The following is a 23,257-nucleotide window of genomic DNA, read 5'->3' as shown; positions in this document are numbered from 1 at the left end:
GCGCGGCACCCCGCGCCTTGGGCCTGTGGCAGGCAAGCCAGCAGGCAATTAAAGTTGTGATCTTACCGCCGTTGGTGTAGGCTGCAGCTTCCAAAACCAAACGGACCCAGGACCTTAGATGACCATGCCCAAGACCATCGCCCTGCTGTTAGTCGCCCTCTGCACCTTGGCTCTTCCCTTCAGCGCACGCGCCGGCCAGGCCATCACCCGCGTCAGCGACCGCCAGGCGGTCACCCTACAGCAACTGTGCGCCAAGGCCGAGGCCGCCGACCTGGTCATGATCGGCGAGGTGCACGATGCCGCCCCCCACCACGACCTGCAGCTGGAGGTGATCCGCCAGCTCAAGGCCCGCCAGCTCCCGTTGGCCATCGGGGTGGAGGTTATGCAGTCGGACAGCCAGAAGGAGTTGGACGCTTTCATAGCGGGAACCATGTCCGAAGCCGATTTCCGACAGGTGTTCGCCAGGAACTGGTCCTACGACTGGCGCCTTTACCGCGACATCTTCATGTTCGCCCGCGACAACAAGATCCCGATGATCGCCCTGAACGTCCCCAAGGAGGTGGTGATCAAGGTGTCGCGCCAGGGGTACGCCTCCCTCACTCCCGAGGAACGTAAAAACCTCCCTCAGGGGACCATGTGCGATCTCAACAACCCACACACCGAGTTCCTGAAGCAGTCCTTCGGCGAGGTCTTCAAGCACGTGGCCAAGGGGCGCGTCTTCGAGTACTTCTGCGAGGCGCAGACCCTGCGCAATTCCGGCATGGCCATGAACATCAGCCAGTACCTGAAGAAGTCCCCCAAAACCAAGATCGTCGCCCTGACCGGTGTCTGGCACGGGGTAAAGAACGCGGTCCCCGAGCAGCTCGCGCGCAACGGCGCCAAGCTTGCCAGCCTGGTGCTCATGCCCGAGATAAAGGAATTCAGCGGCGGCAAGGCTTCGCCCGATGCCATCGACTACCTGGTCAGCTTCCCCTCCCCTTGAGGGGAAGCGCTGCCACATTAAGGCCATTCCCCCCCGATTGCAAGCGTTCCCTCAGAAAAGCTTGTTCCAGATCAAGGTGACGCCGTTGCCCGAACGACCGTTGCGCATCACCCCCGACTCCCAACTCCAGGCCAGGTAAAGCGACGAATCCCAGACGAAGGCAGTGTCAACCGCGACCGTGGCGGCGGCGCCGTGCATCTCGTCGAAATCGACCCGGTTGTTGCCGACGGCGCTGGAGCGGTCCGCCCAGATGTAGGAGCCGAGCGTGCTCAGGTAGAGGAAAAAGGCAAGCTCGCGCCGGTAGCCGGCGCTGGCCGTGGCGTAACCGCGCGCGAGCACCCGGTCGTAGATGACGCCGGAGTAGTGCGGCCATGCGAGGTCGTACTGCTCGCTCGGGAAGGGGGCGCCGTCCAGGCGAAAGGCGTTGAAGCGGTCCCCCCTCCCCTGCGCGGTCATGCCGCCGTAGAGGCTGAACAGCAGCCGGTTGCGCTCGGAAAGCCCGGGCACCCCGCCCGCCGCTACCAAGTGTCCCTCAACCTGAGTGTAGTCGCGGTTGCCCCGGTCGCCCGCCCCCCTCTCCCCCTGCCACCGGTCCCGATGCAGGTAGTCGACGTCGAAGCCGGCCGCCACCCCCTGGTGCGGCAATTCCAGCAGGTTGCGCCGCAGCCCGTCGTAGCGGCAACGCAGCCGCGCCCCGTAGAGGGGGGTGTTGGGAGGAACCCACAGCCCCGGTGCCGTATCCTTCTCGGGGTGGGCGTAGAAGTACCCCCCCCGCCCCACCAGTTGCACCCTGAGGTCGTTGTCGACTTGGAACGGGTAGACAGGGGTGCGCCAGCCGACCCCGAGCGAGCCGAGCAGGACCCCGTGATAGAGCGCGGTGCCGCGGATCTCCTCGCCGTTACGCAGTTCCCGTCCCGCCACCGGGAGCGTGTCGTTTTCGAACTGGGCCACCACGTCCCATCCCCCCAGGTCGCGCAGGTAATCGAGCTCGTTGACGAAAACCGAAACCATGGCCCGGCGGTAGCTGTGGTCGGTAATGCGCCGGTGGTACAGGGCGGCCACCGGGATGATCGGGCTCTGCCCCTGGGCCGGCGCCAGCAACGAGGCCCCTACCGTGATCGAGGTCATATCGGCGCGGTCCACCGCCGGTATGTCCACGAGCTCGCCCATGAAGGTAACCCGTTTCGCCTCGCCGGCCAGCGGGGTGCGGTATACCGGCTCTTCGGCGGCCAGGCAGCACAGGCACGGCACCAGGGTGAGCCATGCCCCAAGCACGTAAAGAGCGAGAGCCGCCCTTGCACCGCGTCTCTTCCCTGCCGCCGGGCCAGTAGCGCTCCGACCATTCCCGCCCCCCCCCTGGGTGCCCCTTTTCTCCCCCCACGTTGCGCCCTTTGGTCGCCCCATCTCGTTTGCCATGGCTGCCTCCCTTTCAGTTGGACTGGCGCTGCAATTCCGGGAACAACGCTTCACTATAATTGGAAATCGCTAATACTCAAGAAGCCAGGCAACGCGCCATTTTGCAGTTGACAGCCAATGGTTACCACCTGGTAAGGTTGTCAACAGGTAACCAGGAGGTGGTTTTCATGGAGCAACTGACGTCACGACAACAGCAGGTGCTGGAGATCGTTTCCCGGCACATCGAGGCCTACGGCTACCCCCCCACCCTGCGCGAGATCGGCGCCAAGCTCGGGGTGAGCGGCACGCTGGGGGTACTGAAGCACCTGGAGGCCCTTGAGAAGAAGGGGTATCTGCGCCGCCAGGAAGGGAGCACCCGGGGGATTACCCTGAACCGGCAGGGACAGGGGGCGAGCCTCCCCATCGTGGGGACGGTGCGTGCCGGGGCGCTGCACCCGGCCATAGAGGACATCGAGGGGCACTTCACCATCGACCGCTCGCAACTGGACAAGGGGGGGACCTTCTTCCTGCGCGTGAAGGGGGACTCCATGATCCACGCCCACATCAAGGAGGGGGACCTCGCCCTGGTGCGCCCGCAACCCGACGCCCACAACAAGGACATCGTGGTCGCCATGGTGGCGGGCGAGGCGACCTTGAAGCGTTTTTACCGCGAGGCGAACCGGATCAGGCTGCAGCCGGAAAACCCCAACTACGATCCCATCTTCGTGCACGAGGGGGACGGTGAGGTCTCCATCGTGGGGAAAGTTGTTGGCATCTACCGGCAGATGGAGTAATTTCATGCAGCGCTTGTGCGACAGTGTCAGGGTCGCGGCCATCTTCGCCCCCGGCGCCGGGATCCGGCCGGTCTGGTTCGAGTGGCGCCGGCAAAAGTGCTGCGTCACCCGCCTTGCCTACTGCTGGCAGGACTCGTTGGGGGGAGCGACCCGGTTGCACTTCGCGGTCTGCGACGACTGCAACCTCTATGAACTTATGTACGACACCTCCGACCAGAACTGGACCCTCGTTGGGGTCGAGGAGCAGTAGCACTTGGCAGAGAACCGGATCATCCTGCACATCGACATGAACGCATTTTTCGCCTCGGTCGAGCAGCAGTCGAACCCCGCCCTGCAGGGGAAACCGGTGGCGGTGATCGGCGCGGCCAAGCGCACCATCATCACCACCTGCTCCTACGAGGCGCGCGCCTTCGGGGTCAGGACCGGGATGAACAGCTGGGAGGCGCGCCAGAAGTGCCCGGAGCTGATCTTCGTGGTCGGCAACAACAAGAAATACAGCTACACCTCGAAGCAGATCATCGGCATCATGCGCGAGTACACGCCGCTGGTGGAGGTATTCTCCATCGACGAAGCCTTCCTGGACGTGACCGGGAGCCTGAGCCTCTTCGGGGCGCCCGAGGAGATCGCCCGCATGATCAAGGAGCGCATCAGGGAACGCTTCGGCCTCACCTGCTCGGTGGGCATCGCACCAAACAAGCTCCTGGCGAAGCTCGCCTCCGACATGCAAAAACCCGACGGCCTCACCGTCATCGCGCCGGACCAGGTGGCCCGGGTCATGGAACGGCTGCCGATCCAGGAACTGTGCGGCATCGGGGCCAAGACCCAGCAGCGGCTGGCGGCCTTCGGCATCAGGACCTGCGGCGAACTGGCGCGGTTCCCGGTCGAGATCCTCAGGAAGAAGTTCGGGGTCACCGGAGAACGGCTGCACTACATGGGGCTCGGGGTGGACGATAGTCCGGTGGTCCCCGAGGAGGAGGCCGAGGAGGTGAAGAGCGTCGGTCACAGCACCACGCTGGACACCGACCTTTGCCAGCGCTCGGAGATACTTGCGGTGCTGCTGCAACTGTCCGAAATGGTGGGCAGACGCGCCCGAAAATACCGCGTCACCGGCAAGACGGTGACCCTTACCGTCCGCTATCCGGACTTCACCACGTTTTCGCGGCAGATGAGCCGTTCCGCCCCCACCAACAACAGCGACGAGATCTACCGCGATGCCGTGCAGCTGCTGGACCAGCTGGAACTGGCCCAGCCGGTGCGCCTTTTGGGCGTGCGCATCACCAACCTCACCCACCAGGCCGAACAGCTGCCCCTATTCGAAAGCGAGCGCAAAAAGGCGCTCCTGGCGAGCGCCATGGATCACGTCAACAACAGGTTCGGGGATTTCTCGGTTACCTTCGGCACCCTGCTCGGCAAGGAGTGCGGCGCCAAGGTGATTTCACCGGCCTGGAAGCCGGAGGGGGTGCGCAACGTGGACGCGGACTGAAGGCGTCCCCCTGCGCGTGAGCGGGTAAAGAGGGAAGGTCGCGGAAGCGGCGTGGACGCCGTCCAGGTTCCGGCGCCGGGTCAAAGCCTCCGGATCAGTTGCATCAGCAGGTTGCCGTTGGCGTTCGGGTCGAAGTAGCGCTTGCACTTGTCTGCCCCGCTCCGGCCGATCTTGGCCGCCGTCTCGGGATGGTCGAGGCAGTACTCGAGGGCGCCGGCAATGGCGGAGACGTTCCCCGGCTCGACGATGATGGCGTCCTCCATGTGACTGAGGTAGCGGCGCACGTCCCCCACGTCCGAGACGATGACCGGGTTGCCGGTGGCAAGGTACTCACCCAACTTGAAGGGGAAACCGGCGTTGGCGTAGGTTGAGCCGGTCCGGGTCACGCAGAGGACGTCCGCCCCCAGTAGGAAGCGATAGAAGGCGCGGTCTTCCAGGTAGCCGATGTACTGTATGGCGGGGTTGGCGGCGATGCGCGGCTGGTACAGCTTGACGCTCGCCCCGGTGCCGCAGAGCATGAGGGTGCAGTTGCCTTTCTTTTCCTGTACCTTCTCGAAGGCGTCCAGCAGTTGCTCGACACCGTCCTTCTTGGCGAAGGACCCCGCGTAGACGATCTTCATCGGCCCCGGCTCCCGCCCGGGGCGGTCCTCCTCCGCACACCGCGCCGAAATCGGGATCAACACCAGCGGCACCGACGCAGCCACCTTCTTTCCGTAGAGTTGTTTCAGGTAGTTGGAGATCACGACGACGCCGTCGGCAAGACCCAGGAAGAACCGGTCCAGGATCTCCCCCGCGGCCCACCTGATCTTTCCCGGTAGGCTCAGCTTGTCGTCGATGAAGGTGTTGTCCTCGACGATATCGAAGATGACCAGGTATCCCAGGCGCTTGGCGGCCAGGATGAAGAGAACGCTTTCCAGGGTAACGCCACCGTAACTGTACAAAACGTTTCTTCCGCCGGGAATGCGCCACCGCTTCAGTGCCCCGACCCCATCCTTCAGGTAGCGCAACAGTGCCGGAACCAGAAACAGGTTTAACTTCAGATCGGTGCCGATGCGCCGGTACTCAGTGCCCAGATAATGCCCCGCCTGCTCTTCGCCCGCGCCCTCACCCATCGTCCTGAACTGCAGCACCCTGGTCGTCGTCGACAAGCCGTTCAGGTAGTCCAGGAAGTGCTGGATCCGCTTGGTCGATGCCATGCCGGAGGGGTAACCGAATTTTCCCATGAAGACCACGTTGATGTCGTTTCCCATGACGAGCTCTCCCCTTTCCCCTTAGAACCCCGGCACACCGGTCGGGACCTGGTCCCAATAGGTGACCGAGCCGTTGTGCCAGCGCACGATCTGGACGCTTTCGTCCTGCGAGATGACGATGGCTATGGCCTGGTGCAGCCGCTGGCAGAGGCGGTAGGCTGCCCGGTGCCGGGTCCCCACCCCCTCGCTCAGTACCGACTCGCACTGCCCGCCTTCAGTGTCCAGGGCGTGCGCCACCATCCCCACGCTGTCCAGGTCCCCGGAAATGACCCCGCCGAAACCAAGCAGTTCCTGACGCTTGGTGATGACCACCGCACCGTCCACGGCGGAAAGGGCCGCGATGAAGTGGGCGACGTCGAAGATCGCCTCGTCGAGCAGGGCGATGTTCTCGTTCTTGCTGTTCACGTACTCGTGCCACCCCACCATCCTCCCCTCGGCAGCCGCGCTGCCGTTGATCACGGCCAGGGTGTTCATGATGCGCAGGGTGAGCGACAGGAAGCGCTGCCGCGAATCGAACTCCAGGAACTGGTACTTCAGGGTCAGGTACGGGTTCTGCTCCATGATCTCGTCGGCCATCTCGGCCGGCAGGTAGACCAGCAGCCCGCCGTGGTTGGAGTTCCTGATCACGCTGATGATGCGGCGGATCGCCTGCTGACCTATCTTGCTGCCGAATTCGGCGTCGAGGTCGGCCCAGGGGCCTTCCGCGCGCTGACGGGCCTTGCGGTGCAGGGCGAAGGTCTCGTCGTTGAGGGGGGAGAGGCTCTTTCTCATCCAGTCGGAGTTGAAGACGTCCAGGGTCGGACAGTTGATCTGTCCCCCGTTCAGCGACGCGATGATCTCGTCGCCGATGCAGACCGAGATCTGTCCCGGCCCGGTGACGTAGACCACCAGGCTCGGCGGCATGGGCGGCGAGGTCTTGCGGCCGCCGTAGACGGCATGCATCCAGCGGGTTCCTGAATGGAGCAGCCCCCAGATCTGGGCCCCGAGAGCGGGATCGATGAAGATGCCGATCAGGGTGCGGTAGAAGTCGGCAGCGGGGGCCAGGCGGTGCAGTTCATACTCGTTGAACGGGCGGGTCCTGGAGAAGATGAGGCGGTGCATCCCGGTAGGGGGGCCCTCCTGGGCCGCAAACAGGTAGGAGTCGCGGATGATGAGCCGGAACATGACCGGGCGCTCCTCCTCGCGCAAGAGGCTTGCCTGGTAGCAGGTGGAGATGACCTGCTCCAGCACTCCGCGCTCGGGAAGCTGCAGGCTCCCCTGCTCCCGCTCCGGGCAAACCCGGTCCAAGAAGGCCTCGTCCCGCCACCTGGCGTAGATGAAGGCGACCAGTTCCCTTGGGTAGCTGTGCCCCTCTCTCATCCCCTCCCCCCCATCGTTACAGGCACCAGACCCTGATCCCGGCGGCTGCCATCTGCCGGGTGTCGTAGATCCCCTTGACGTCGATGAGGACCGGGTTCTCCACCATGAGGCTGGCGAACTTGGCCGGGCTCCACTGCCGGTAGGCCTCGTGTGCCACGGCGGCGATCACCGCGACTGCCGGTTGCAGCCGGTCCGGGTCCTTGAGCGTCACCCCATAGGCGCTCCTCGCCTCGTGGGGATCAGCCATCGGGTCGCAGACCTGGACCTTGAGGCCGTAGTCGCCCAGCTCGGTCAGGATATCCACCACCTTGGAGTTCCTGAGGTCCGGGCAGTTCTCCTTGAAGGTGAGCCCCAGTACCGTGACGTAGGAGCCGAGCACGTGGTGCCCGGCCCTGATGATCTCCTTGACCGCGCGCTGGGCCACGAATTTCCCCATGCCGTCGTTGATGCGCCGCCCGGCCAGGATCACCTGCGGGATGTAGCCGATCTTCTCCGCCTGATAGGTCAGGTAGTAGGGGTCGACGCCGATGCAATGCCCGCCGACCAGCCCCGGCTTGAAGTTCAAGAAGTTCCACTTGCTCCCCGCCGCCGCCAGCACCTCGCTGGTATCGATGCCGAGACGATCGAAGATGAGGGCCAGCTCGTTCATGAGGGCGATGTTCAGGTCGCGCTGGGTATTCTCGATCACCTTGGCCGCTTCCGCGACCTTGATGGAGGGTGCCCGGTGCACCCCCGGGACCACCACCTCGGAGTAGACCGACGCGACTACGTCGAGGGTGCGGGGATCCTGGCCCGAGACCACCTTGAGGATGCTGGTGAAGGTGTGCTCCTTGTCGCCGGGGTTGATCCGCTCCGGACTGTACCCCACGGTGAAGTCGTCCGGGCTCTTCATCCCCGAGACCCGCTCGAGTATCGGCAGGCAGATCTCCTCGGTGACCCCGGGGTACACGGTGGACTCGTAGACCACGATATCCCCCTTCTTGAGCGCCTTGCCGACGGTCTCGGAGGCGCTGCACAACAGGGTGAGGTCCGGCTGGTTAGCCGGGTCGACCGGCGTCGGGACCGCCACCACATGGAAGTCGGCTTCGCGCAGGTCCTCGATCCTGTTGGTGTAACTGATGTCGGCGCTCACCAGCTCCTCGGAAGCCACCTCGCCGGTCCGGTCACACCCCGCGCGCAACTCGTCGATCCTCCTCGTGCTGATGTCGAAGCCGATGGTGCTGCGCACCTTGCCGAAGGCAACCGCCACCGGCAGCCCAACGTAGCCAAGGCCCACCACCGAGATCTTACGTCCGTGCCCCATGCTGCACCTCCCTTTGCCGGCATCCCTGGTGGTGCCGGTCCGCTATCGTCTGCGTCACCCTACGCCCTTGGCCGGCAGCCGAAACCGGTGGCCGCAGGGCGGGCGCCGCCCAGAAAAAACATTGGACAATTTTAAGGTATTTGTCGCAAAGCTCCAGAGAGCGAGTGTAAAAAAAGCTTTTTGGGGTTGCCGCACCCCGAAAGCTCGCCCGCGCCCTCACCGTCGGCTGTTTCCGCGCCGGTCCGGGCGGGGAAGCTTTACATGGACCGGCTATTTTGCTAAGATGCCGGCGTTTCTCTTCCCCCGAAAAGGTTTCCAAATGTCTGAAATGACGCCCATGATGCGGCAGTTCCTCGAGATTAAGGCAGAACACCCCGACGCCATCCTCTTTTTCCGATGCGGCGACTTCTACGAGATGTTCCTGGACGATGCGGTGAAGGCCTCCCGCATACTCGGTATCACCCTCACCTCGCGCAACAAAAATGCCGACGGTTCCGAGGTTCCCCTGTGCGGAGTCCCCTACCACTCCTGCGCCCCCTACATCGCCAAGCTGGTCGAGGCGGGCGAGAAGGTCGCCATCTGCGAGCAGGCAGAGGACCCCAAACTCGCCAAGGGGATCGTGAAGCGCGAGGTGGTCAAGGTGATCACACCGGGCCTCGTGGTCGAGGACGCCTCCCTTTCCCCCAAGGAAAACAACTACCTCCTGGCCCTTTGCTGCGACGGTGACTGCTACGGCCTCTCCTACCTGGACCTCTCCACCGGCGAGTTCCGGGTCACCGAGCTCTCCGGGCTGCAGGCCGCGCTGGCCGAGGTGGCGTGCATTGCGCCGCGCGAGATCATCCTCCCCTCCTCCTTCCGTGAGCCGCAACGCGCGAAAGAAATGGCAACCGCCGCCACCGACCGCAGCGTCACCTACTTCGAGGAGTGGGTCTACGACAGCGACTACTGCAACCGCCTGATCGGCAACCAGTTCAAGGGTGCCACCGCCGAAACCCTGGGATGCCATGCCCTGCCGGTCGCGCTCCTCGCCGCGGGCGCCGTGCTGCACTATCTGGTGGACACCCAGAAGGGGAACGCCCCGCACGTCACCGGGATCACCCCCTACAACCAGAATCAGCACCTACTCCTGGACGAGTCGACCCGGCGCAACCTGGAGCTGACCCAGACCATCTCCGACGGCAAGCGCAAGGGATCGCTCCTGGGCCTAATGGACCGGACCGTCACCGCCATGGGGGGGAGAAAGCTCAAGCAGTGGATCAACTACCCGCTCATGGACCAGGACAAAATCCGCGGGCGCCAGGACGCGCTGCAGGAACTGATCGAGTTCCCCGGGGTGCGCGCGGAGCTGAAGACCCTCCTCTCCGGGGTCTACGACCTGGAGCGGCTGAACGGGCGCATCAGCCTCGCCTCTGCCTCGGCCAAGGACCTGGCGGCGCTGAAGGCGTCGCTGTCCAGGCTGCCGGCCATCAAGGACCAGGTGGCGGCCTGCGCGGCGCCCCTTTTGAAGGAGTTGAACGACGGCATCGATCCCCTGGCCGAGATCTGCGACCTGATCACCCGTGCCATCGTCGAGGATCCACCCTTCGTGCTGCGCGACGGCGGCATCATCGCCGACGGCTACAATCAGGAGCTGGACGAACTGCGCGCCATCAGCCGCGAGGGTAAAGGGTTCATCGCCCGCCTGGAAGCCCAGGAGAAGGGGCGTACCGGGATCTCCTCGCTCAAGATCCGCTACAACAAGGTGTTCGGCTACTACATCGAGGTGACCAAGGCCAACGTTTCCGCCATCCCCGAGGACTACATCAGGCGGCAGACCCTGGCCAATGCCGAGCGCTACATCACCCCGGAACTCAAGGAATACGAGGAGAAGGTGCTGGGGGCCGAGGACCGCATCAAGGACCTCGAGTTCAACCTGTTCCAGGAGGTCCGCGAGGCCGCCGCGGCCCAGGGGGAGCGTATCGCCAGAAGCGCCGACCGCCTGGCCTGCCTGGACGTCTTGACCTCCCTCGCCGAACTGGCCCACGACAAGGGGTACTGCCGCCCGGAGGTGCACGAGGGGAGCGAGCTCTCCATCACCGAGGGGAGGCACCCGGTCATCGAGGACATGTACTCGTCCGAGCGTTTCGTCCCCAACGACACCCTGCTCGACAATGGCGAAAACCAGCTCATCATCATCACCGGCCCCAACATGGCCGGTAAGTCGACCTTCATGCGCCAGGTGGCCCTGATCACCCTGATGGCGCAGATGGGGAGCTTCGTCCCGGCGGAGAAGGCGCGCATCCCGCTGGTGGACCGCATCTTCACCCGCGTCGGGGCATCGGACAACCTGGCCCGCGGCCACTCCACCTTCATGGTGGAGATGATGGAGAGCGCCGCCATCTTAAGGGGGGCCACCGCCAAGAGCCTGGTGATCCTGGACGAGATCGGCCGCGGCACCTCGACCTTCGACGGGGTCTCCATCGCCTGGGCCGTCGCCGAATTCCTGCATGACAACAAGGCACACGCGGCCAAGACGCTTTTCGCCACCCACTACCACGAGTTGACCGAGCTCGCCGTCACCCGTCCCGGCATCAAGAACTTCAACATCGCCGTGCGCGAGTGGAACGAGCGCATCATCTTCCTGAGGAAGATCGTCCCGGGCGGCGCCTCGCACTCCTACGGCATCCAGGTGGCACGCCTGGCCGGCCTCCCCCAGGCGGTGATCGACCGGGCCAAGGAGATCCTCGCCAACCTTGAGAAGGGTGAGTACGGCGAGGGGGGCGTGCCGCGGCTGGCACGGGGCAAGAAGAACCCACCCCCCTCCCCCCAACTCTCGCTCTTCGGCGGGGGCGACGACCAGATCAGGGAAAGGCTGAAAGGCGTGGAAGTGGCGCTGTTGACGCCGCTCGAGGCGTTGAACCTGGTGGACGAACTGAAGAGGATGATCTAGATGGCACCAACGAGAGGTCAAGGCGCATGAAGCGTAGGGAGTTCGTCAAATACCTTGGGCTGGCCGCCCCCTACTGCCGCTGGCTCGCCTGCCAGGCGGTTGCGGCACAGGGCTCTTTGCTGCTCGCACCGCTTTGGAACGGTTCTGCTCAAGCAGCCCCCGGTGCCCCGCTGGTGCCGGTCACCGAGTTGAAGCACTGGTCCACCCCGGACTACACCAGGGTATCGATCACCCTCGACCAGGAGGTGCGTTTCGAGCACCACAAGCTCCCCAACCGGCTCTACCTCGACCTGCAGGGGGCCCACCTCAACCCCGGCGTCAAGGATCTCAACATCGGTGACGGGTTGTTGAAAAGCGTGCGCATCGCCCAGTTCGCTGCCTCCACCGTGCGCGTGGTGCTCGACCTGGACAGCATCAAGGAATACAAGGTCTTCACCTTTTCCGAGCCCTTTCGCGTCATCGTGGACGTGAAGGGTGACCGCCGGCAGGAGATCTCGGCGTCCAAGGAGGTCATCGAAAGCGCCCCTGCCGAGCCCAAGAGCGTGGAAAAGGTCAACCCGCCGGAGAAGGCCAAGCCGGTGGAGAAAGGGAAACAGGCGAAGTTCAAGCCGGGGCGGATCCGCAGGATCGTGATCGACCCGGGGCACGGCGGACACGACCCGGGGGCGGTGAGCCCGTCGGGGACACGTGAGAAGGACATCGTGCTGCAGATCGGTCTGGACCTGGCCCAGAAGATACGGGAGGAGTTGGGCATCGACGTGGTCATGACCCGCTCCACCGACGTCTTCATCGAGCTGCAGGAGCGGACCGCCATCGCCAACAAGGTGGGGGCGGACCTCTTCGTCTCCATCCACGCCAACGCCTCGTTGAACCGCAACGCTAACGGGATCGAGACCTATTACCTGAACCTCGCCAAGACCGAGAAGGTGGCCCAGCTGGCGGCCAAGGAGAACGGGACCTCCCTGGAAAAGGTCAGCACGCTGCAGGCGATCCTCTTCGACCTGATGGCCAACTACAAGCTGAACGACTCCGCCCATTTAGCCGACGAGGTACAGAAGGCGCTCTACAAGAAGGCGCAGACCGGCTACCCCGGCGTGAAGAACCTGGGGGTGAAGCAGGGGCCCTTCTACGTGCTGGTCGGCGCCACCATGCCGAGTATCCTGGTGGAGACCGCATTTTTGAGCAACGAAAAGGACGAGCAGAAGCTCAAGGACCCGCACTACCAGGCTCTCACGGCGGACGGCATCCTCGCCGGGATCAAGGGGTACATCACCAGCCTCAACAAGGCGTGAGCACCCAGCGCCCGTGTTCCCCTTCACGGGGAAGGCGATGCTATTGCGCTCCCGCTTGGCGCAGTCTGTCATCCCACCTCAAGCACCAGTAAGGCAAATCCCCCCTGTCCCCCCTTCGCAAAGGGAGGAACGTTGATTCAAGATGTTAGATAAACGTTGGCGGAGGGAAACAAGAAGTTCCAGAACGCAAAAAAGGCCGGCATATTGCCGGCCTTTTTTATTGTCGCATGGGATGGCTGTCCGGTTACTGTCCTGAGGCCACCGTGGAACCGACCACCTCGACGCCGAAATCGGCAGCCTCCTTGGGCACGTTGGCGATAGCCACCACGAAACCGATGGACTGGTCCGGCTTCACACCGAGGTTGGAGAGCGAGTCGCCGAACTGGTTGTTCATGATGGACTCGATCTTGGTCATGGGGAGCGTGCTCAGCTGCTCCGCCGACAGTCGGTTGCCGCAGTAGGCGGTCTTTTGCACCAGCACCTTGCCGGCCTTGTCGAAGATGCTCACCTTGACCTGGATGGAGGCACGCGCCTTGCGGTAGGAATTGACCGCTTCGCCGTTGACGACGAACAGCTCACCGGCCTCCTTGTTCTGGTGGAAGGATGCCAGGGCGTTCTTGATGGTGATGCGCCCCTCCTCCGGGACCTCCATGCCGAACCACTTGGCGACAAAACCGATGCCGTACTGGTCCAGCTTCTTCATCGCCTCGGGCCCGCTTTGCAGCAGGTACAGCCCGGCTCCGCTCAGCGCCAGCACCACGACCACGCAGATGGCAACGATGGCGATGGTGACCACGGAACGCCCCTTGCGCCGGGAGGAAATCGACAGCGGCGGCAGTTCCTCCTCGAACCCTTCCTCAGGAACGGCAGCCGCGAAGGACTTGTCGCCGAAGCTGAAGTCGAGGGAAGACTTTGCGGCCGGCTTCGCCTCGGGGCTTGCGCCGGGCGCGGCTGTCTCCTCGTGAGCGGCAGCGACTGCAGCCGCAGCGCCTGCCAGTCCCGCCGCAGCGCCTGCCAGTCCCGCCGCGGCAACAGCCGCCGGAGCAACATCCTGGCTTTCGGGCTCGGATTTGGGCGCTTCGGAAAAGGAGAAGTCACCGAAGCTGAATTCCTCGTCCTTGGCCGGGGCAGCCGGCTCCTCCTGATCGCTTACTTTGTCGAAAGCCGAACTTTCACCCGCATCCTCGCTGGGTGCTTCGGCCAGGGTGTCATCGAAGGAGAAGGTTCCGGTCTTCGGTCCGGCAGGCTCTTCCTCGGCCGGAGGTGCCGGCTCCTCGAAAGAGAAATCACCGAAATCAAAAGAATCTGCGCCAGCCGCAGGGGCAGGCTCTTCCTGGGGAGCCGCGGCGGGTGCCTCGAAGGAGAAGTCGCCAAACTCCGGGGCTTCAGCGGCAGGCGCCGCTTCCTCCTGGGCAGGTGCAGGTGCCTCATCAAAGGAGAATTCCCCGAAATCCGCGGCTGCGGCAGGCGCTTCCGATGGCGCCGCCTCGGCGGGGGCAGAGCTGTCCTCGAAGGAGAACTCGCCGAAGTCGAAGGCGTCGGCCGCGGGCCCGGCTGGGGCAGCTGCCTCCTCCTTGGCCGCAGGAGCAGTTCCTTCGAAGGACAATTCGCCAAACTCCAGCGCATCCGCTGCTGCCGGAGCGGCCTCCTCCTTGCTGGCTGCCGGGGCAGGCTCATCGAAGGAAAGCTCGCCGAAGTCGAGGGAAGCCCCTGCGGCCGCCGGCGCGGGTTCCTCTTTAGTCGCCGGGGATTCGTCGAAGGAAAACTCGCCGAAATCAAGGTCTGCCGCTGGCGCGGCCGGGGCCTTGGGTGCGGCAGTCACCGGCTCCTCGTTGAACTCGAACTCGCCGAAATCGCTCTCCGCGGGGGCGGCCGGAGCATCTTTCCCGGCCGGCATGCCGGTCTCGAAGTTGATGTCACCGAAATCGATATCGCCAGCGGCGGCTGCGGGCGCTGCCGGTGCGGCTGCTGGCGCGGGTGCCGCTGTGGGTGCGGGTGCGGGCTCGGGCTCAAAGCCGAAACCGGCAAGGTCGTCCTGCTCCGGCTTGGGAGCTTCAGCACCGAACCCGGGAGTAGGCGTCTCCTCGTCGGGCTGAGCGGCAGCCGGTTCCTGCCCGGCCTGTGCCGGGGCCTGTGCCCCGAGTCCGGACAAAAGGGCGTCGAAGTCCGACTCTTCCGCCTTCTGCTCGGCACCGGCCACAAAGACGTGACGGCACTTGGAGCAACGGACCTTGACACCGCCCGGCTTCAGCTTGGAATCGTCCAGCCTGAACTTCGTGTTGCACTGGTCGCATTGGAGAATCATCGACCCCTCCGGATTGTTTTGGATCTTCCATTAATTTTCTCAACGGTTTCCTATAACAGAAGCAAATTATAGTGTCAATGATTCTGGTCGCCCCGACACCTTTGTGGTATAAATAGCCGGTGTGCCGCATCCCAGCAATATCTCAAGAGGAACACCATGACCCAGCTCCGCTTTGCATACCTTTTGTTCTTGTTGATAACCGTGTGCAGCGCCACCATCGCCCTGGCGGCACCCGAACTGGTCGTCGATCGAGGCAGTTTCAACTTCGGCACGGTTGCCCAGGGCAAGAAAGTACAACATACCTTCACCATCAGGAACAACGGCGACGCCCCCCTTCAGATCAAGAAACTCGAGGCATCCTGCGGCTGTACCGCTGCCAAACCCTCCACGTCGGTCGTCTCCCCCGGCAAAAGCGCCGAGATAGAGGTGACTTTCGACTCCGGTTCGTTCTCGGGCAAGGTGGAGAAGACCGTGACCCTCACCAGCAATGCCGGCAAGACCCCGGCTTACACTTTTAAAATCGAGGGGACGGTACTGGAGCAACTCCAGGTAACGCCGCGACAGGTAAGTCTCGGCACCGTGAGCAGCAGCAGCGCCACCCAGGCCAAGGTAAGCGTCACCAACAACAGCAACGTGGCGGTAAAGCTCCTGAACGTGAGCGTCACCTCCGCCTCGTTGCAGATCAAGCCCACCATCAGGAAAGCAGAATTGAAACCGGGAGAGAGCGGCGTTATCGAGATTTCGGTGCTCGCCAAACCTGAGGCCAAGATCCTGAGCGGGTATCTGCATATCGGCACCAGCCATCCGCAGAAGAAAGAAATCACCGTGCCGGTGTACGGGTCCATCCAGAAGTGATTTTTTAAAAGTTTCATCTTGAGTTGGTTCTCAAAATAGTGTAGTAATGAGTTCTTTCCCGGGCGGGTAGCTCAGTTGGATAGAGTACTGGCCTCCGAAGCCAGGGGTCACGGGTTCGAATCCCGTCTCGCCCACCAGCTTAATTTCAGACATACAGTCTAGACAAAAGGCCCTGAGAGATCAGGGCCTTTTTGTTTATCGCCGGCAGCGTCAGACAGATTTGAATTGGTGGGCGAGACGGGAACACCCACCATTGAGCAAGGCCCCCTTTTCAAAGCAGGCCCGGCCCGAGTAACTAGGGTAGCATCGCGCTGAACTGCCGTTCGACCTCGTCCGGTGCATGCAGCAGGGCACGATGCACGTCCTGTGACATGGCATCGGGGAAAATGTACTCTTCGTCCCTGGCAATGCCATCCAGGATCATCGTGGCCACCTGCCCCGGGGTCGCCTTGGCCATCTCCTGGCCGGCGGTCATCCTGGTGTCGACGGGTCCCGGATAGACTCCGTACACCTTGACGCCGCGCGACGCCAGTTCGGCGCGCACCCCCTGCAGCAAGGAGTGACCGGCGGCCTTGGAGGCGGAATAGGTCCCGTTAACGGGGAGGTTCACGAGCCCGAGGATGGAGCAGACGTTGGCTATTGCGCCGCCCCGAGCGGTCAGTATGGGTGCGAAGGCGCGGCACATGGAGAGTGTGCCGAGATAGTTGACCTTGATCTCCTGCCGTGCGCTGTCGAGGCCATCAGCCGCGAGCAGGCTTTGGCACTGGTTGACACCTGCGTTGTTGATGAGCAAGTCGACATCCTGGCATTGCGCCGCCGCAGAGGCCACGCTCGTCTCGTGTGTCACGTCAACCCTCAGTGCGATCACTCGCCCCGGTTCGAATTTCGCCATTTCGGCCACTGCCTGGACGTTGCGGGCCGCTGCGTACACCTTGGCAGCCCCACGCTCCAGCAACTCCTGCACCAGCGCCCACCCGATGCCGCCGTTGGCACCGGTAACCAAAACCACCTTCCCAGCTACGTCCATTGTCCTTCTCCTTTACGTGTTACTGCATCTCCGTGCAAACCAGCAGTTCTTGGCGCAACTGCCGATCCCGGTTACGCTCCGCCCCCGGAACTGCTGTCTGCACCGGTCCTTTCGTCAGAGTGCTTACTTGCAAAACCTTGTACAAGGCGGATGCCGCCCGAGTGAGCAGCTCTTCGCCCTCCTGCTGCGGAGCGAGCGCCGCTAGCACCATCAACACCTCCCGGATGACCCGGTCGGAGGCGGGGGGAAGATCGTTGCCGGAGACTTTTTCCCTCAATGCTTTGATGCCAGCCGCAACGCCAAGCGCTGTCACCCCACCATCCACTGTCTTCTGATGCGCCGGGTCGTGCTGCACGGCCATGCCGACCAATCGGATCACCCTGTGCTGCAACCGCGCCTGTATCCGGCCCAGATCCCGGGATGAACCAGTCCGGGCCATGCGCCCCAGGTCACGGGATACTGCCGCAAGCACCGATTGCATCCGCCGAGCCGGGTTGATGGGGACCAGCAGGGCGTAAGATGCCCAGGCCATACCGACACCCGCCACCGCGGCTACCGCACCGAGAGCAAGATCGACAGGGGTCGCGTTGATGGCAGTTGCCGGCTGAACCACGAAGAGAAAGAAAAGGGTCGCGTCGGTCGCGGCCATAACGGTGGCAGGGTACTGCATGGCAATGAACCCCAGCAGTACGAAGGGAGCGATGGCGGCAACGGCAAGGTACGGGTCGCCCACGGCGGAGAGAAGAAAGATCCTGCATAAAACGGCGGTGGCCGAGCCGATCGCAGCACCCACGAAAATATTGCCGACAAAATGGGCCGGATGATCCTTGGTGGAGAATATGGTGATCATGATGGACAGTGCCATCAGCATGAGCGGTCCTTTGCTCCAGCCGGTGACACTCCAGACAAAGCCGACCACTGCGATAACGAGGCCGGAGCGGAAGGCTGCCCGGCCGGCTTCCATCCAGTCCCGGTGCCTGATGAGCCGATGCGGAGGCATCTGTTCACAACCGCCGGCACTCACCTGGTATCCCCCCAGGACATCCCCCAGCGCGTCAACCACCCCCCCGAGGGTTTCGCCCAGCAGAGGCAGGTGGGAGCGCGCGTGAGCGGTGATGCCCTCAAGCTCTGCATAAAAACTGTCGGCGGAGGTTCCAACTCTCCCGACAGCCTCACTCAGGCGGCGGGACAGCAGTTCGCGCCACCGTTGGTGGCTGCCATCGACATCTCTGTGGCAATTAAGGTGCTCCGCAGCGAGACGTCCTGCGGCAAGCAGGGAAAGCAAAGCAGAGATGAGAGCCTTCACCTGCCGCTTGCGTTTCCTGAAGCCTGGAGAGGCGGCCCCCACCGGATCCAGACACGCCTCAAGATCCGCCAACTCCATGAGCAGGGCGTGCTCGAGCCTGGCGACCTTCTCGTTGCGTCCCTGACCAAGCAGCGCCGCCAGCCAGAGCACGGCATCCGTGGTCACCGTCTCAAGGCGCCGCTCCACCTCCTGGCGGGGCGAGCGCGGTGTGAAGAGTGCGGTTACGACCGTGGTCACGAGGATACCGATCACAATGCAGGCGATTCGCCCGAAGACGATTTCGTGCACGCGCAACGGGTTCATGACCCCACTCATGACGAGGACGCCACAGGTGCAGGCGGCCATGAGGAAGGCGTAGGAGCGCAGGCCATAGAGGAGGTTGCCTATCCCGACACAGCCGGAGATCCAGATAACAAGGGCCAGCGTGAGCAGAAATGGGGAGGAGGTGGATTCTAGCAACAGCAGCGCGGCCAGAGAGCCTAAGACGGTGCCGACCAAACGGTAGAAGCTCTTTTCGAAAATGAGTCCGCGCGTCGGCTGGATGACGATCAAGGCCGTCATGGCAGCCCAGTATGGATTCTCGATCTCCAGAAACCGGGCCACGACCAGGGCGGTGAGCGCTGCCAGCGTACCGCGCAGGGCAAGGACGATCTTTTTGTTGTGGTGGGTACTCATGATTTAAGTGCGGAGCGCGTTTCCTGCAATCTCTTTTCCAGCCGCTCAACAAACCCGAACATGAGGTCGAGTTCCGGGTCAGTGAGCTCGCTGAGCAGGTCGTGCTCCAGGGCGGTGACCTCTTTGGTTATCCTGCTCACCATCTCGCGACCCGGGGGGGTGAGCGTGAGCAACTTGGCCCGGCGGTCGCTGGCGTCTTCATTGCGTTCGATGAGCCCTTTCGCGATCAACTGGTCCAGAATGCGCGTGAGCGAAGGTCCTTCGATGCCAAGCGATGCCGCCAGGTCCTTCTGCCTGATACCGTCACCCATGTGATGCAGGTGCAAAAGCGGACGCCACGCGGCATCGGTTAAGCCCAGCGACTGGAAAGCGCTGTCCAGCATCTGCCGCCAGCGCCTGGTCAGGAACCCCATGCGGTAGAGGAGGTTCTGCTTATCTATTTTCTTGTTTAGGATCGCCATAGATAATAGATAGCATGCTATTTATTATTACGCTATCTATTTTTTCGGTTCGGGCGGAGATTGTTGCCGAGCCCCCCCACGACGCCCGGCCGTAATCGTTGTTCATGAACATTTCCGCCAACTGTAACGAAGCTGTAACATCGATTCCCCAAACTGTGGGCGTATCAGAAGCGGTCCCCCAGGCAGACCAGGGAGACCATTCCCCTGGAGGAAAGTACGTGGAGTTAGAGATGGGTTCCTGCTGCACACATGAGACGGACCAGGCAGCCGCGACAGGCAAAAAGAGCGAGCCGGCCCAGGCCAGGAAGCTGGGCGGCGACGCCGTCTTCCGCTACCTGACCACCTTTTTCGCCTTCAGCATCCTCGCCATACTGGCGCTCATGCTGTACGAGATGGCCGGAGAGAGCCTGCCGGCGATCAAGGAGTTTGGCTGGAAGTTCGTGAGTTCGGAGGAATGGGACGCGGTGCAGGGACACTTCGGCGCCCTCCCCTACCTGTACGGGTCGGTGGTCTCTTCGGTGCTGGCCTTGCTGCTCGCCACCCCCCTGAGCATCGGCGCGGCGCTCTTCATAACGGAGGTAGCCCCAGGGCGACTGGGCTCCCTGGTGGCGCCGCTGGTGGAACTACTTGCCGCCATCCCCTCGGTCATCTACGGCCTTTGGGGCGTGCTGGTCATGGCGCCCTGGCTGCAGAGTACGGTCCAGCCGTTCCTGATCGAACATTTCGGCTTCCTGCCGTTCTTCGAAGGGGCGCCCTACGGCGTCAGCATGCTGGCCGCCATCTTCATCCTGATGATCATGGTGGTGCCCATCATCACCTCCATCACCCGCGAGGTGCTGCTGGCGGTGCCGCAGAGCCAGAAAGAGGCGGCAATCGCGCTGGGGGCCACCCGCTGGGAGACCATCAGGGTTGCCATCCTCCCCTACGGCAAGTCCGGCATACTGGGCGCCGCCATCCTCGGTCTGGGTCGGGCCATCGGTGAAACCATGGCGGTCACCATGGTGATCGGCAACGCGCCCAACATATCGCTCTCGCTGCTGTCGCCGGCCTACACCATGCCCAGCGTGATCGCCAACGAGTTCGCCGAAACGACCTCAAAGTTGCACGCCTCCGCGCTCATGGAGATCGGACTGATCCTGATGGTGGTCACCCTGGTCGTGAACGCAATGGCGCGGCTCTTGATCTGGAGCGTGTCCAGAAGCGCCAAGGGAGGTGCGGCATGATGCAGAGCGTTACCTACCGCAAGATAAAGAACCACCTGATGAGCGGGCTCATGCTGGCCTGCACGCTGGCCGTGCTGATTCCGCTGGGGCTCATCTTCTTCCACATCCTGAAGATGGGGGTGAGTTCGCTCTCCCTGGACTTCTTCACCCATGTGCCCGCGCCGACCGGCGAACCGGGCGGGGGCATGGCCAACGGCATGTTGGGTTCGGCTATCATGATCGGCGGAGCCTCCCTGATCGGGCTGCCCATCGGCATCCTCGGCGCCATCTACCTGTCCGAGTTCGGCGGCTCCAGGGTGTCCACCGTGATCCGCTTCGCCGCCGACGTTCTCTCGGGCACCCCGTCCATCATCACCGGCATGGTGGCCTACACGCTGCTCGTGGTACCGATGAAGGGCTTCTCCGGCCTGGCCGGGTCGGTGGCGCTGGCCATGATCATGATCCCCATCGTGCTGCGCACTACCGAGGAGCAGTTGAAGATGGTTCCGGGCTCGCTGCGCGAGGCCTCGCTGGCGCTCGGAGTCCCCTTCTGGCGCACTAGCCTCAAGGTCACCCTAAGAAGCGCCCTCTCCGGTGTGCTGACCGGCGTCCTTTTGGCCGTGGCCAGGATCGCAGGCGAAACGGCGCCGCTACTGTTCACAGCGCTGGGGAACCAGTTCTGGAGCAAGAACGTCCTGCAACCGATGGCGGCGCTCCCGCTGCAGATCTTCAGCTTCGCCATCGCCCCTTACGAGGACTGGCACCGGCTGGCCTGGGCCGGCGCCCTGGTGCTGGTAACAGTCATGTTCGCCCTGAGCCTCACCGCACGCTACTTCGGCAGGACCAGGCGGGCGGGGTAAAAGGCAGATTGAGATTAAGGTTGAGGTTGAGGTTGAGGCCGCAGTTGCGAGAGTTTCCGAGCTTCAACGTCTAACGGAATGCGAGAGGAAAAGATGAACAACAAGGTAAAACTGGAACAGGTCAACATACACTTCGGCAGGACCCACGCGGTACGCGACATCAGCATGACCTTCCCGGAAAACAGCGTCACCGCCATCATCGGACCTTCCGGTTGCGGCAAGTCGACACTGCTGCGCTCCATGAACAGGATGCACGACCTGGTCGCCTCGGCGCGGGTCACCGGCAAGATCCTGGTCGATGACGGCGACATCTACGAGAAAGGAGTGGACCCGGTAGCCATCCGGCGCCGCGTCGGCATGGTGTTCCAGAAGCCGAACCCCTTTCCGGCCATGTCCATCTACGACAACGTGATCGCCGGCTACAAGCTGAACGGCAGACTCCCCCGCGAGGAGGCGGACGAACTCGTGGAGAGTTGCCTGAAACGCGTGGCACTTTGGGACGAGGTGAAGGATCGCCTGAAAAGCAACGCCATGATGCTCTCCGGCGGCCAGCAGCAGCGGCTTTGCATCGCGCGCACCATCGCGGTGAAGCCCGAGGTAATCCTCATGGACGAGCCCGCCTCCGCCCTCGACCCCATCTCGACGCTGAAGATCGAGGAACTGATCGAGGAGTTGAAGGAGCGCTACACCATCATCATCGTCACCCACAACATGCAGCAGGCCGCGCGCGTCTCCGACTACACCGCCTTCCTGTACATGGGGGACCTGGTCGAGTGCGGCGAGACCAAGAAGATCTTCACCACCCCCGAAGAGAAACGGACCGAGGACTACATCACCGGGCGTTTCGGCTAGTGACGGCTAGAGACAAAGGGGACAGGCACGTTGCGGAGCCAGTCCCCCTCAAGACAGACAGGAGACACTATGGAGAGAGAGCATTTCAGCAAACAGTTCGACAACGAACTGAACGTGATACGCGAGAAACTGTTGGAGATGGGCGGCAAGGTCGAGTCCATGATCGCCAACGCCATGAAATCGCTGGTGGAGCGGGATACCGAACTGGCCGAACGCACCATCGCCTTCGACCACGAGATCAATACGCTGGAGATGGTGATCGACGAGAAGTGCCTGGAGGTCCTGGCGCGCCGGCAACCGGCGGCCCGCGACCTGCGCTTCATCACGCTGGCCCTGAAGATCGTGACCGACCTGGAACGGATCGGCGACCAATGCGCCAACATCTGCAAGCGCGCACGGGAGTTGAACCAGGAACCGTCTCTCAAGCCCTACATCGACCTGCCGCGCATGGCCAAGGCCGCATCGGACATGGTGAAGGAAGCGCTCGACGCCTTCGTGCGCGGCGATGATGCGCTGGCCATCAAGGTGTGCCAGGACGACCAGTGCGTCGACGAGTTGAACGAGCAGATCCAGCGGGAGCTTTTGACCTTCATGATGGGCGATCCGAAGACCATCAGCCGCGCCATGAAGATCATCCACGTTTCCAAATGCCTGGAGCGCATCGCCGACCACGCCACCAATATCGCGGAGATGGTCATCTTCATGATCAAGGGGAAGGACATCCGACACACCATAGCGTAGTCCGGCAATTGCGGGGAACGCGAGAAGTGTCAGCTACGAAGTGATGCACGTGACCTAAGGCTCCCCCCTTTGCGAAGGGGGGCGGGGGGGATTTGATCTCGTTCCCAAGGTCCGCCTTGGGAACGCAAAGCCTCACCGAAGTTCCTACTTCCCTCGGATGCAAAGCTGGAGCTATGCGCCATATGG

19 protein-coding genes and 1 tRNA gene are annotated in these 23,257 nt (G+C 63.1%); 12 read left to right on the top strand and 8 right to left on the bottom strand.

The window, feature by feature from the left end; translation table 11 throughout:
• Window positions 1–118 precede the first annotated feature (118 nt).
• On the top strand, window positions 119–982 hold the full coding sequence (locus JFN91_RS06195) for a ChaN family lipoprotein (protein ID WP_236014977.1): 864 nt from the start codon (window positions 119–121) through the stop codon (window positions 980–982).
• Between the two features lie 51 nt (window positions 983–1,033).
• On the opposite strand, the gene JFN91_RS06190 is transcribed toward JFN91_RS06195, so the two are convergent.
• A complete protein-coding gene (locus JFN91_RS06190; RefSeq protein ID WP_199388313.1) occupies window positions 1,034–2,398 on the bottom strand; it encodes a porin in 1,365 nt (454 codons plus the stop codon).
• A gap of 167 nt (window positions 2,399–2,565) precedes the next feature.
• On the opposite strand from JFN91_RS06190, the gene lexA reads away from it, so the two are divergent.
• Genes lexA through dinB form a run of 3 tightly spaced genes read left to right on the top strand, consistent with a single transcriptional unit; the run spans window position 2,566 to window position 4,654 of the window.
• Window positions 2,566–3,171 (top strand): transcriptional repressor LexA, encoded by a 606-nt coding sequence (lexA, locus tag JFN91_RS06185; protein ID WP_199388312.1) that lies wholly within the window; start codon window positions 2,566–2,568, stop codon window positions 3,169–3,171.
• Window positions 3,172–3,175: 4 nt separating this feature from the next.
• Window positions 3,176–3,421 (top strand): hypothetical protein, encoded by a 246-nt coding sequence (locus tag JFN91_RS06180; RefSeq protein WP_199388311.1) that lies wholly within the window; start codon window positions 3,176–3,178, stop codon window positions 3,419–3,421.
• A 3-nt stretch (window positions 3,422–3,424) separates the two neighbouring features.
• Window positions 3,425–4,654 carry a DNA polymerase IV gene (gene dinB, locus JFN91_RS06175; protein ID WP_199388310.1) on the top strand — a complete coding sequence of 410 codons (1,230 nt, stop codon included), beginning with the start codon at window positions 3,425–3,427 and terminating at the stop codon, window positions 4,652–4,654.
• Window positions 4,655–4,734: 80 nt separating this feature from the next.
• Here the strand turns inward: dinB and JFN91_RS06170 are convergent, their stop codons facing one another.
• Genes JFN91_RS06170 through JFN91_RS06160 form a run of 3 tightly spaced genes read right to left on the bottom strand, consistent with a single transcriptional unit; the run spans window position 4,735 to window position 8,566 of the window.
• On the bottom strand, window positions 4,735–5,904 hold the full coding sequence (locus tag JFN91_RS06170) for a glycosyltransferase family 4 protein (RefSeq protein WP_199388309.1): 1,170 nt from the start codon (window positions 5,902–5,904) through the stop codon (window positions 4,735–4,737).
• A 21-nt stretch (window positions 5,905–5,925) separates the two neighbouring features.
• Window positions 5,926–7,263: a putative sensor domain DACNV-containing protein gene (locus JFN91_RS06165; protein WP_199388308.1), complete on the bottom strand. Its 1,338-nt coding sequence runs from the start codon at window positions 7,261–7,263 to the stop codon at window positions 5,926–5,928.
• 16 nt (window positions 7,264–7,279) lie between these two features.
• Window positions 7,280–8,566: a nucleotide sugar dehydrogenase gene (locus tag JFN91_RS06160; RefSeq protein ID WP_199388307.1), complete on the bottom strand. Its 1,287-nt coding sequence runs from the start codon at window positions 8,564–8,566 to the stop codon at window positions 7,280–7,282.
• Window positions 8,567–8,885: 319 nt separating this feature from the next.
• Between JFN91_RS06160 and mutS the strand changes: the two genes are divergently transcribed.
• Together mutS and JFN91_RS06150 are read left to right on the top strand one after the other, a co-directional pair.
• Window positions 8,886–11,495: a DNA mismatch repair protein MutS gene (gene mutS, locus JFN91_RS06155; RefSeq protein ID WP_199388306.1), complete on the top strand. Its 2,610-nt coding sequence runs from the start codon at window positions 8,886–8,888 to the stop codon at window positions 11,493–11,495.
• A 26-nt stretch (window positions 11,496–11,521) separates the two neighbouring features.
• Window positions 11,522–12,787: an N-acetylmuramoyl-L-alanine amidase gene (locus JFN91_RS06150; protein WP_199388305.1), complete on the top strand. Its 1,266-nt coding sequence runs from the start codon at window positions 11,522–11,524 to the stop codon at window positions 12,785–12,787.
• A gap of 244 nt (window positions 12,788–13,031) precedes the next feature.
• Here JFN91_RS06150 and JFN91_RS06145 read toward each other — a convergent pair whose 3' ends face one another.
• Window positions 13,032–15,092: a DUF3426 domain-containing protein gene (locus JFN91_RS06145; RefSeq protein ID WP_199388304.1), complete on the bottom strand. Its 2,061-nt coding sequence runs from the start codon at window positions 15,090–15,092 to the stop codon at window positions 13,032–13,034.
• A 156-nt stretch (window positions 15,093–15,248) separates the two neighbouring features.
• Here JFN91_RS06145 and JFN91_RS06140 point away from each other — a divergent pair, with 156 nt between their 5' ends.
• Together JFN91_RS06140 and JFN91_RS06135 are read left to right on the top strand one after the other, a co-directional pair.
• Window positions 15,249–15,947, top strand: coding sequence for a DUF1573 domain-containing protein (locus JFN91_RS06140; protein ID WP_199388303.1), 699 nt, complete (start codon window positions 15,249–15,251; stop codon window positions 15,945–15,947).
• A 60-nt stretch (window positions 15,948–16,007) separates the two neighbouring features.
• Window positions 16,008–16,084, top strand: a tRNA-Arg gene (locus JFN91_RS06135).
• A gap of 158 nt (window positions 16,085–16,242) precedes the next feature.
• Here the strand turns inward: JFN91_RS06135 and JFN91_RS06130 are convergent.
• From JFN91_RS06130 to JFN91_RS06120, 3 genes are read right to left on the bottom strand one after another with little or no spacing between them, the layout of a single operon-like run.
• On the bottom strand, window positions 16,243–16,974 hold the full coding sequence (locus JFN91_RS06130) for an SDR family oxidoreductase (RefSeq protein ID WP_199388302.1): 732 nt from the start codon (window positions 16,972–16,974) through the stop codon (window positions 16,243–16,245).
• 19 nt (window positions 16,975–16,993) lie between these two features.
• Complete coding sequence (locus JFN91_RS06125; protein ID WP_199388301.1) at window positions 16,994–18,955, bottom strand: FUSC family protein; 1,962 nt, start codon at window positions 18,953–18,955, stop codon at window positions 16,994–16,996.
• Window positions 18,952–19,416, bottom strand: coding sequence for a MarR family winged helix-turn-helix transcriptional regulator (locus tag JFN91_RS06120; RefSeq protein ID WP_199388300.1), 465 nt, complete (start codon window positions 19,414–19,416; stop codon window positions 18,952–18,954). The genes JFN91_RS06125 and JFN91_RS06120 overlap by 4 nt, the downstream gene beginning before the upstream one ends.
• Before the next feature lie 218 nt (window positions 19,417–19,634).
• On the opposite strand from JFN91_RS06120, the gene pstC reads away from it, so the two are divergent.
• The 4 genes from pstC (at window position 19,635) to phoU (ending at window position 23,071) form a co-directional block, all read left to right on the top strand.
• Entirely contained in the window at window positions 19,635–20,639 is a 1,005-nt protein-coding gene (gene pstC / locus JFN91_RS06115; RefSeq protein ID WP_407932148.1) for a phosphate ABC transporter permease subunit PstC, read from the top strand.
• Window positions 20,636–21,478 (top strand): phosphate ABC transporter permease PstA, encoded by an 843-nt coding sequence (pstA, locus tag JFN91_RS06110; protein ID WP_199388299.1) that lies wholly within the window; start codon window positions 20,636–20,638, stop codon window positions 21,476–21,478. Before pstC ends, pstA begins: the two co-directional genes overlap by 4 nt.
• A 93-nt stretch (window positions 21,479–21,571) precedes the next feature.
• Window positions 21,572–22,330 carry a phosphate ABC transporter ATP-binding protein PstB gene (gene pstB, locus JFN91_RS06105; protein WP_199388298.1) on the top strand — a complete coding sequence of 253 codons (759 nt, stop codon included), beginning with the start codon at window positions 21,572–21,574 and terminating at the stop codon, window positions 22,328–22,330.
• 69 nt (window positions 22,331–22,399) lie between these two features.
• Window positions 22,400–23,071, top strand: coding sequence for a phosphate signaling complex protein PhoU (gene phoU / locus JFN91_RS06100; RefSeq protein ID WP_199388297.1), 672 nt, complete (start codon window positions 22,400–22,402; stop codon window positions 23,069–23,071).
• Window positions 23,072–23,257: the final 186 nt, after the last annotated feature.

It is taken from the genome of Geomonas anaerohicana, from assembly GCF_016458305.1.
GTDB classification, from domain to species: Bacteria; Desulfobacterota; Desulfuromonadia; order Geobacterales; family Geobacteraceae; genus Geomonas; species Geomonas anaerohicana.
Note: the sequence above shows the minus strand (reverse complement) of the source record. Positions and strands in the feature narration are given on the sequence as shown.